This window comes from Microcoleus sp. K4-B3 (genome assembly GCF_036704615.1).
Lineage (GTDB): Bacteria > Cyanobacteriota > Cyanobacteriia > Cyanobacteriales > Microcoleaceae > Microcoleus.
In genome coordinates this window covers 1-11137 of the sequence record NZ_JAUBSF010000138.1, presented here as the reverse complement: position 1 = coordinate 11137, position 11137 = coordinate 1, and the positions used below count along the sequence as shown (strand labels likewise).

Here is an 11137-nt window from a genome sequence, read left to right as displayed (position 1 = left end):
TTTTAGTAGGCATTGACTTTTTATAAATATCATCATATTATACTATGCAATATGCGTTTTAGATGCTGAACAGCTTAACAAGTAATAAGCAACAAATAACTAATGACTACTGACTAATGACTAATGACTGCTGACAGTTGTAAACTATTGTAAAACGTCGAGAGCCAAATTAAGTTTGAGGACGTTAACTCCCGGTTCGCCGAAAATGCCGAGAAATCTGCCATCCGTATTTTTAGCTACCAATATTTCTACTTGATTGAAATTGAGCGCTCGCACCGTTGCTATCCGCTGAATTTGCGATCGAGCTGCCTCTAAGCTAATGTGCGGATCGAGGCTAGAACCCGAGGTGTAGACTAAATCTGCAGTCGGTTTGATACCAGCTTTGTTGAGACGATCTAATTCAACTTGCACGCCCTGAAAACCATCTTTCTCATTACCTCGCTTCAGCAAATCCGAGTTAGTGGGGGCAAGGTTGCTAGCTCCCGAAATACCTGTTGTTTGACTTAATTTTTTTGCCTTTGTGGGAGCGTAATCTTCGGTTGCAAAGCTGCTGTAATTTGTGGTGCTGGGGCGGCTCCAAAAATATTGATCAGAGCTGAAAGGCTGACCTATTAAGGAGGAACCCACGACAACTCCTTGCTTAGTAATTAAACTGCCGTTTGCCTGCGAGTTGAAGGCAATTTGACCAATTACTAGCAAGATTAAAGGGTAAATAATGGCTGTAATTCCCCACAAAACCAGGGTAAGGCGAATGGCTCTAATTATTTCTCTCATAAATTACCTCGCTCGGTTATTTGCTAAGGGTTAATTATTGACTAAAATCTTTCCGGCTGAAAGATGACTACAAACAGGTAAATAGAAAGGGCGATAATCACCAAACCCAGGAGACTTAAACCCCAGACAGCTTTTCGGGTCAAATCTTCACCCCCAACCGCGTAAACAGCCGGAGCAATTATCGCATTGAAACACATTACCAGAAATAGCTGCACCGGGATTGGGTGGCGCTGCCAAAGCATTTGCGCTAACTCAAGAATTTCTTGGAAATCTCTGGGAAAAATATCATTCAGCAAATCATTCCGTTTCATAAATTCTCCTTATTTTGGGAATAAATATCTGTCTTTCTATTTGATGATTCTTTGGGGAAAATCGAGGCAAATCCTCTGGAACTGGGTTCCCCGGCAGAGCCGGGGAACGAGATTAATCCGTGTATCCGTGTCACAATCCGTGTCGTGCTTTCCCCATCTATGCTAGCCCAACGGCGGCAATCAAAACATCAATAACTTTGATAGCAATAAACGGCGCGACTGCTCCTCCCAATCCGTAGATTAAAATATTCCGCTGCAACAGTTGATTGGCGCTCAAAGGTCTAAACTTTACACCAGTTAATGCTAGTGGAATTAAAGCGGGAATAATCAAAGCATTGTAAACTAATGCTGACAAAACCGCAGATTGACCGCTGGCTAAACCCATGACGTTTAATGCGCCAACCGGGGCAAACATAGCTGGAATGATTGCAAAATATTTAGCGATATCGTTGGCTAGGGAAAATGTGGTCAGCGCGCCGCGAGTAATCAGCAATTGTTTGCCAATTGTAACTAAATCAATTAGTTTTGTGGGGTCAGAATCCAAGTCCACCATGTTTGCAGCTTCTTTCGCGGCTTGGGTCCCAGAATTCATCGCGAGTCCTACATTTGCCTGGGCTAGTGCGGGTGCGTCGTTGGTTCCGTCTCCAGTCATTGCTACTAATTTGCCTTCTGCTTGTTGCTTGCGAATTACGTCGATTTTGTCCTCGGGAGTTGCTTCGGCAATGAAGTCGTCAACGCCTGCTTCGTCGGCAATTACTGATGCTGTAATTCGGTTATCTCCGGTGAGCATAATGGTGCGAATTCCCATTTTCCGCAGTTGGTCAAACCGATCGCGAATTCCCGGTTTGATGACATCTTTCAAATAGATAATGCCGTAGGTGTCGCTGCCTTGACAAACGCCTAGAGGTGTACCCCCAAGCCGCGAAACTCGCTCGTAAGCTGCATCGAGATCCGGCCCGAAATTGCCGCCGCGCGATCGCACAAAACCCTTCACCGCGTCCACCGCACCCTTGCGAACCTCCGTCCCATCGGGCAAATCAGTGCCAGACATCCGCGTTTTTGCGGAAAAATCAAGCCCCGTGGCGTTGGTGCGATCGAAATCCACCTGTGCGCCCAAATTCTGAGCCAAACGGACGATCGACTTTCCCTCTGGAGTATCGTCAAACAGGCTAGCAGCAAGGGCTACACTCGCAACCTCCTCCAGCGAGCGACCGTTTACCGGAATGAACTCCTCGGCTAAACGGTTCCCCAGCGTGATCGTCCCCGTTTTGTCCAAAATCAGCGTATTCACGTCGCCGCAAGCCTCCACGGCGCGTCCAGAGGTCGCTATCACGTTAAACTGAGCGACGCGATCCATCCCCGCAATGCCGATCGCGCTCAGCAAACCGCCGATCGTCGTCGGGATCAGTGCCACCAGCAGCGAAATCAGCGTCACCACGCCCACGGGAGTTTTAACGTAATTGCCGATCGGCGGAATCGTCGAAACCACAATCAAAAACACCAGCGTCAGCACCGCTAGCAGCACCGTCAGCGCGATCTCGTTTGGCGTTTTCGATCGTTCTGCGCCCTCTACCAGCGCGATCATCCTGTCCAAAAACCCCTTGCCGGGGTCTGCCATCACCCGCAGCGTCAGTTCGTCGGAAAGGATGCGCGTCCCGCCGGTAACGGAACTGGCGATGTCCGAACCAGGTTCCTTGAGCACCGGGGCCGATTCGCCAGTGATCGCAGATTCGTCTACAGATGCGACACCTGCGATCACTTCGCCGTCGGAAGGAATGACATCGCCTGCGATCACTTTAATTTGGTCGCCGCGTCTCAGGGATGTCGAACTAACTTCTTGAATTGAACCGTCTGGTAGGAGTTTGCGGGCTGTTGTGTCGGCTTTGGTCGATCGCAGTGCGTCTGCTTGCGCTTTGCCGCGCCCTTCCGCTACCGCTTCGGCAAAATTAGCAAATACCAAAGTGAAGAACAAAATGAAGGTGACTAAACCGTTAAAAATCACCTGATTATTGCCGGGAACCGGTCCGAACAGCGTCGGGTCGATCGTTAATAATGCAGTCACAATTGTGCCAACCCACACCACAAACATCACCGGATTTTTCAGCATCACCCGGGGGTTTAGCTTGACAAAAGCTTGTTTAAAAGCTCTTTGATAAAGGCCTTTAGTATTTGCTTTTGGCGTATGCTTGCGAGACTGGCGAGAGCCTCTGGGAGGTTTTTTTGGGGAATCTGGAGTATGGGAGGAGGTCATGTCTATTTGGGATGTTTAATGAACCGCAGAGAACACAGAGAACACAGAGAAAGAGAAGTGTGAGGTTGAGGATTTTCGCTACTGAGGTGGAGGAGTTGGTGTTGCTAATGGTGTTGTGGGTGCAGTTATCGATGCAGGTTCAAACTTGCCGCTGCTAATTTCATATCCTTCGGCAATTGGCCCTAAAGCTAGAACTGGGAAAAATGTCAGCGCGCCCAGAATTATGATTACTCCTGCGGTGACGCTGGTGAACAAAACTGAATCTGTTCTGAGAGTGCCCGTTGTTTCGGGAACCAGTTGTTTGTTCGTCATGCTGTCAGCTAAAAGCAGCAGGGCAATAATTGGAACGTAGCGCCCCAAAAGCAGGCTAAAACAGGTGCTTAAATTCCACCAAAGTCCTGTCGGCGCGGGTTGAGAGTCAGCCAATCCTTCAAAGCCAGAACCGTTGTTAGCAGCCGCCGAAGCGTATTCGTACATCACCTGGGAAATGCCGTGAAATCCCGGGTTGCTGATGCCGCTCAAACTGTCGGTAAAGGCGAGGGAAATGGCACCGGGGATTAAAACTGCGATCGGGTGAATCAATAAAACAACGCTGGCTAAAACTATTTCCCGTTTCTCAATTTTGCGTCCCAAAAATTCCGGCGTTCTCCCCACCATCAATCCGGTGAGAAATACGCTCAAAATTGAGTAAATAAATAAGTAAGCCGTTCCCGTTCCTTGTCCGCCCCAAACGATTTGCAGAAACAAATTAAACAGAGTAGCAAAACCACCGGGAGGCATTAAAGAATCGTGCATTCCGTTGACAGCCCCGCACATAGTCCCAGTTGTAGTGACAGCCCACAGTGCAGTCTCTGACCAGCCAAACCTAACTTCTTTGCCTTCTAAATTAGGCTGCTGAGCGCCCAGTAAATTATTAATTTGAGGGTTGCCACCGTACTCGCCAAACGCTGCAATTCCAATCAAAATTACATAGATGGCAAACACCATCCAAAAAATCAGCCATCCCTGCTTTTTGTTGTTGGCAAATCGGCCGTAGGTGTGAATCGTAGCTGCTGGTATAGAAACCATTGCTAGTGTTTCCAGCAGGTTGGTAAAAGGGTTGGGATTTTCAAAGGGGTGAGCCGAGTTCATGGCAAAAAATCCGCCGCCATTTTCTCCCAGTTGTTTGATACTTTCCCAGTGAGCTACTGGGCCGCGAGCAATTACTTGCGTGCCGCCTTCTAAGGTACGGGCAACTGCCGGCCCGGCGAGGGTTTCCGGCACTCCTGAAATTAGCAAAAGTAAGCCTATTATCAAAGAAAGGGGCAGCAGAATCCTGGTAATTGATTGAATTAAATCGATGTAAAAGTTGCCCAGGGGGCGGCCGGTTAAGCCCCGAATAAAGGCAATCCCTACTGCTAAACCAGTAGCGGCTGAGGTAAACATTAAAAATCCCAGCGTTAACTGGGATAGATAACTGAATGTTGTCTCGCCGGAGTAATGCTGTTGGTCGGTATTTGTGAGGAATGAAATAGTTGTGTGCAGCGCAGTATCCCAGGTTGGGGCATTTAGGCTGGTAGGATTTAAAGGCAGCACTCCCTGAAGCATGAAAATTAAGAAAACGAATATGCCCATTGCTGCATTGCTGTAGAGTAAGGATCGGGCATATTGCCAACCTGTCATGGAATCTACATACCGGATGTTGCTGGCTTTATAGATAATTTCTTCTAGGGGTTTAATAGCGGGGTCGAGAATGGTTTTTTGTCCCATGTACACCCGCGCCATGTAGTTGCCGAAGACTGGCGCGATTGCTATTAAAATGATTAGGGTTAATGCGATTTGAAGTAATCCTTGCTGCATAACTGAGCCAATTTTTTATCGTTGGATAAATGGGTTTTGCCGATCGCCAAATCGGTTAGGTGGGAGGTTCTAAAAACCGGGCGAGCTTTTTTTTCAGGTTACTTTCAGTTTGGGGGCGATCGCCGAATTCAATGCTGCTAAGATGCAATCTCCCCAGCGAGAGGGATTAACGCCATCAGCGGGTTTTCGCTGGCGATAATTCCTCGTTTTTCTTTTGCTAATCCCGTGCTTTGACAGCCATCGAGCAGTTGTATAGCATTTAAGACCGCGCCACAATAACTAGGGTTAATTTGGATAAAACTGAAATCGCTTTGATTAGACAAAGTTGATCTGTCACTTCTGTTAGCCCAAAAAGGCTCTCTACTTGTACTGATTACTATAGTCATTTTTAGAAAATTGGATAATCAGCTTTCAGGTATAATTTGCTGTTTGCACATTAGGCTTGTTCGCTCTATATTTGTCAGAATAGATGAATGTTTAGCTATATTTAAGTGTCTATACATTGAGATATAGATGTTCGCTAAACGCGAGGTTTTTGCACGAAAATAGGTGAAAAAATAAAAAAAATAACTATGCTAATGTAGTAGGTAGTAGAAAAAAAAAGTGAATGTAAAATATAAGATGGATTGATTGAGGATGTTTAAAAGTTTATCGGGTATCCCAAAAAACCTGGCTATTCCAGAGAAGTATTTGCGGGGGAGGTGGTCGATCGCAATTTTATTTGCGATCGTTGCACTGCTGGAATTTACTACGCCGCCGCAGTATCTGTTTGGGTATTTGTATACGGGCCCGATTTTACTAGCCAATTCGCGATTGAGTCGGTTGGGTAAGTTACAAATTACGTTGGTAGCGGCAGCTTTGACGCTGTTAGATTTGTTTGTTCCTCATGGAGAAGCGATCGCCCTAGCAACTGTAGCAAATAGATCGATCGCAGTCATGGCTTTAGGGGTGACCGGATATTTGAGCGATCGCAACCAGCAGTACCAAGAGACGATCGCGATCGCTAAAGCTGAGTTGCAGTCGCAGCAGCAGCTAGCAAGCATCCGAGAAGATTTTGTCTCTACTTTGAGTCACGACTTGAAAACGCCGATGCTGGGGGCGATCGAAACAATTAAAGCTTTTCAGTCAGCAAAATTTGGGAATGTCACCGCCAGTCAGCAAAAAGTTCTCGAAACAATGGCGCGATCGCACAAAATGTCACTACAATTAGTAGAAACGCTGCTGGATGTTTACCGCAACGATGCCGAAGGTTTAAAACTGCAACTTGCTCCCGTAAATTTAGTAGCTTTGGCAGAAGAAGTAATCGCAACACTCATCCATTTGTCGGCGGCGCGCCGGGTTTACATTAATATGAGTTACGGGGAGTCAGATTTCCGTCGCTCTTTGTGGGTAAATGGCGATGCCGTGCAACTCCAGCGCGTTTTTGTTAATTTGCTGACAAACGGCATCAACCATTCTCCTCGCGGTGGCAAAGTAGAAATAGTCATGGAATCTTATTCGAGTTATCAGGTGGTGAAAGTTATCGATAGCGGGTTGGGAATTACCGCCGATGAACTGCCCCACTTGTTTGAGCGTTTTTATCAAGGACACAGCGACCGGCAAGCCAAAGGATCGGGATTGGGGTTATACTTATCCCGCCAAATTATTGACGCCCACGGCGGTATAATTTGGGCAGAAAATAAATTGCCTCTAGGCGCTTTATTTGGATTTAGACTCCCTGCTATCCCAGAGAAATGAAACCAGTTTATCCCTTGCGAATTCTTTTAGTTGAAGACGACGAACTGTTTCGGTTGGGGCTGCAAACGCGGTTGCAGCAAGAAAGTTGCTTGCAAGTAATTGCTGAAGCGGAAGATGGCGAAACGGCGGTAGAATTGACTCAGGAACACTTGCCAGATGTGGTAGTTCTCGATGTCGGTTTGCCGGGAATTGGGGGTATTGAAGCGTGCCGCCAAATTAAACAGCGACATCCAGCAATTCCCGTTTTAATCTTAACTTCTCATTCGCAAAAATCCTTAATTGAAAGATTGATTGCTGCAGGTGCTCAAGGCTATTGTCTAAAAGGAATTGCGGCGGAAACTTTGGTTTTGGCAATTCGATCGGTAGCGGCGGGCGCTTCGTGGTGGGATCAGGCCGCGACTGCGGAAATTCGGGCGGTTTTTGCTAATCCCGAACCTTTGAAAAATGGGTTGAAATCGGAACTTTTAGAGAATCCGCTGACGAAGCGAGAACAGGAAATATTAGCTTTAGTGGCGGGGGGAAAAAGCAATCAGGAAATTGCACAAATATTGTACATTGCTCCGGGGACTGTGCGGGTTCACGTGCACGCGATTTTGCAAAAGTTAGAAGTGCGCGATCGCACTCAGGCTGCTGTACTCGCAATTCAGAAAGGATTGGTAGCAGAAGAACTGTTAGCGCTCGAACCTTAAAAAGGCGATTTTTGTACTGGAATAGTCGGTTTTTGAAATAAATTACTTGCTCAACTCGCCCCTACAAGATGCAGCGGTTCCAGCTTCATCAAAAATTACTATTATTCACCCTTGATGCTTAATTTTACCGATGACACTTTATCTATAATTTTGCTAAAGTGGCCACACCTTAATTTCCGTATGTTCATCTACCTTCAGGTGTATTATGCCAGACTATATCGGTTTAGTCTCCACTGCGATCGCCTTTATCGATTCTGCCCTTTCCGATTGCCAAACTCTCCGCAACGGTATCGAACCGGGGACAGAAGTAATTATCCTTGATGCGACGCGGGATGGAGTAGCACAAATCACGGCCGCGCTAGCGAATCGCAGCAATATCAAAAGCATTCATATCATCTCCCACGGTCGCCCCGCGAGTTTGCTGCTAGGCGCGATCGATCTAAACTTGACAAATTTAAAAACTTATGCTGAACAATTGCAGCGTTGGTCGCGATCGCTGGCAGACAGTGGAGAGATTTTGCTTTATGGGTGTGATGTAGCGGCGGGGGAGAATGGCGCTAACTTCGTGCAGCAACTGAGTCAGCTAACCAAGGCAAAAATTGCTGCTTCTAGATCGCCGATCGGCAGTTCTGCTAAGGGCGGACACTGGCAGCTAGATTATACAACGGGAGCCGTGTCCTCTGGGTTGGCGATCGACCCAGCCACAATGGCCGCTTATCAATTTGTGTTCGGCCTACAATTTTTGGGACAAGCAGGATTTCCGGCAAATACAGATTTTGGAGGAACCCGGGTAGGTGGACTGTCTGGCCTTACCTACGCGGACACCAACACTTACTACGCTATCTCCGACGGCCGCAATATTTCTGGCAGTCCCGGCCCGTCTCGCTTTTACACCCTCAATATACCTAATGTGAGTGCGGTTAACTTGGGAGGAGTTACTGTTACAGGGGTGAGACAGATTGGCAATCCGCCTCCCTTTGGCCCAGATCAATCGGATACAGAGGGCATTGGCTTGATCGATAACAATGTCTTCGTCTCTTCTGAAGGCAATTTCTCGCCAAATCCAACTATCCAGCCTTTTATCAATAGATTCGACATTGGCACGGGACAGCAAAACCTAGTGCTGCCTATTTCTTCTCCCAAATACGACGTATCAGCAGCTACTAACATTGGCATCCGCAACAATCAAGGTTTTGAAAGTCTGACCATTACTCCCAGTGCAATTTCTCTGTTTACAGCAACAGAAAATGCTCTCGAACAAGACGGCCCTGCTACAAGTACAACGGCTACCATTGGCACGCGATCGCGAATTTTAAGATATGACTTAAGCACAAACACCGCAAACGGGGAATTTCTTTACAACACCGATCCAGGCAACGGCATTTCAGAAATGCTGGCCGTTGATAATAATACGCTGCTGGTTCTCGAACGTTTTTTCAACCCATCTACACTGCAAGGCGATTTGAAGCTTTATCAAATTTCTTTAACGGGTGCCACTGACATTCAAAGCAATACTGGCTTGACTGCTTCTGGTGTTACTGGTATTACACCAGTATCAAAAACTCCGATCGCTACTGCTGCTTATTTCCTCAGTGCAGCCTCTCCGCCACTTGTAGGCAATTTTGAAGGGATGACATTTGGGCCTTCTCAGACAAGTGGGAAGCGATCGCTCATTCTTGTCAGCGACAACAATTTTGGTGCTTCTTTCTTTTCCCTTCCCACCCTATTGGCAGCGTTTGCAGCCAACAACGCACCTCTACTCGACAACAGCCTTTCGCCGATACTAACAGCAATTAACGAAGATGTACCTTCTGCCAGCAACACCGGCACCTTAGTTTCTGCTTTAATTGCAGGTGCAGTTACAGATCCCGACACCGCCGACACTCAAGGAATTGCAGTCACGGCGACAGACAATACTAACGGCAGTTGGGAATATTCAACTAATAGCGGTTCGACTTGGACGGCATTCGGCACGCCGTCAACAGCAGCAGCGAGACTGCTAGCAGGCAATGCCAGCATCCGCTTTGTTCCCAATGCTGACTACAACGGCAGTGCCAATATCACTTATCAGGCATGGGATGGAACGACGACTAACTCTGGCAGTAGTATCCTCACGAACGGCGGGACGGCTGATATTTCAACTGCTAGCAGTATCGGGGGGTTAGCAGCTTTCAGTACAGCCAGCGAGACAGCAACAATTACCGTTAATCCTGTCAACGACGCACCTTCCTTTACTAAAGGGGGAGACTCAAACGCGATCGCAGGTGCGGCAGTACAAACAGTCAACAACTGGGCAACAAGCATTTCTAAGGGCCCTGCCAACGAATCCAGTCAAACCGTTAGCTTCAACCTTAGCAACGATAATAACACTCTATTTACCCTGCAGCCTGCGATCGACGCAGCGGGCAACCTCACCTACACCCCGGCCTCCGGTGTCAGTGGCATTGCAACTGTCACTGCGACGTTAAAGGATAGCGGGGGTATTGAGAATAACGGTGTAGACACTTCCGCAGCCCAAACCTTCACCATCGAGATCACAGCCGATACGATCCTGCCTGCTGCTTCCAATCTAGTCGCTACCAACATTATCGTCAGTGGCGGCACTACAGAAACTTTTACGGTAGACTACAGCGACAATGTTGCTGTCAACAGCAGCAGTTTGGATAATTCAGACATCCGGGTGACTGGACCGAACGGATTTAACCAATTAGCGACACAGGTAACGTTTACCCCTACTGGCAACGGCACTCCTCGTACCGCAACCTATCAAATTACCGCGCCCGGTGGCAGTTGGGATTTGGGTGACAACGGGAATTATGCGATCGCGATCGAATCGGGCCAAGTTAGCGATATCAATAATAACTTTGTCGCAGCCAGTAACTTGGGGAGCTTTAATGTCAATATTCCCAACCCAGGCAGTTTTAATTTTAGTGCTGCCAATTACGAGATCGGTGAAAGCGGGGGTGTTGCGACAATTACCGTGACTCGGACAAGCAATACTAATGTGGTGGCTGATATCAGCTACAGCACTTCCGACGGGACTGCTAATGCAGGCAGTGACTACACGGCAACATCAGGAACCTTAAACTTTGCGATCGACGAAACGAGCAAAACTTTTACAATTCCGATTAACGATGACACCTTAGTAGATGGAAGTGAGATTGTTGCGCTTAGTCTGAATAATCCCACAAACGGTGGGAGTGTGGGAGCGCAAAGTACGGCGAATTTGACAATTTTAGATAACGATGTAGCTCCAACTCCCACGGAAACTCCAACTCCGACTCCGACTCCAACTCCCACGGAAACTCCAACTCCGACTCCGACTCCGACTCCCACGGGAACTCCGACTCCCACGGAAACTCCAACTCCGACTCCCACGGAAACTCCAACTCCGACTCCCACGGAAACTCCAACTCCGACTCCCACGGAAACTCCAACTCCGACTCCCACGGAAACTCCAACTCCGACTCCCACGGAAACTCCAACTCCGACTCCCACGGAAACTCCAACTCCGACTCCCACGGAAACTCCAACTC

At 47.7% G+C, this 11137-nt stretch carries 7 protein-coding genes; 3 read left to right on the top strand and 4 right to left on the bottom strand.

The features are described 5' to 3' along the window. Positions 1 to 144: 144 nt before the first annotated feature. The 4 genes from kdpC to kdpA form a co-directional block, all read right to left on the bottom strand. The gene (gene kdpC / locus QUA78_RS30420; protein ID WP_333305502.1) at positions 145 to 774 is read right to left on the bottom strand and encodes a K(+)-transporting ATPase subunit C; all 630 of its coding nucleotides are present in this window, start codon (positions 772 to 774) and stop codon (positions 145 to 147) included. A gap of 41 nt (positions 775 to 815) precedes the next feature. Further along, positions 816 to 1085, bottom strand: coding sequence for a K(+)-transporting ATPase subunit F (kdpF, locus tag QUA78_RS30415; protein ID WP_333305500.1), 270 nt, complete (start codon positions 1083 to 1085; stop codon positions 816 to 818). Between the two features lie 157 nt (positions 1086 to 1242). Continuing rightward, on the bottom strand, positions 1243 to 3336 hold the full coding sequence (kdpB, locus tag QUA78_RS30410; protein ID WP_333305498.1) for a potassium-transporting ATPase subunit KdpB: 2094 nt from the start codon (positions 3334 to 3336) through the stop codon (positions 1243 to 1245). 78 nt (positions 3337 to 3414) lie between these two features. Continuing rightward, positions 3415 to 5175 (bottom strand): potassium-transporting ATPase subunit KdpA, encoded by a 1761-nt coding sequence (kdpA, locus tag QUA78_RS30405; RefSeq protein WP_333305497.1) that lies wholly within the window; start codon positions 5173 to 5175, stop codon positions 3415 to 3417. Positions 5176 to 5811: 636 nt separating this feature from the next. On the opposite strand from kdpA, the gene QUA78_RS30400 reads away from it, so the two are divergent. The 3 genes from QUA78_RS30400 to QUA78_RS30390 form a co-directional block, all read left to right on the top strand. Then, positions 5812 to 6912: a HAMP domain-containing sensor histidine kinase gene (locus tag QUA78_RS30400; RefSeq protein ID WP_333305494.1), complete on the top strand. Its 1101-nt coding sequence runs from the start codon at positions 5812 to 5814 to the stop codon at positions 6910 to 6912. Then, the gene (locus QUA78_RS30395) at positions 6909 to 7601 is read left to right on the top strand and encodes a response regulator transcription factor (RefSeq protein WP_333305492.1); all 693 of its coding nucleotides are present in this window, start codon (positions 6909 to 6911) and stop codon (positions 7599 to 7601) included. Before QUA78_RS30400 ends, QUA78_RS30395 begins: the two co-directional genes overlap by 4 nt. Before the next feature lie 205 nt (positions 7602 to 7806). Further along, positions 7807 to 11137 (top strand): esterase-like activity of phytase family protein (locus QUA78_RS30390; protein WP_333399193.1); only part of this gene is annotated, 3331 nt, incomplete at its 3' end.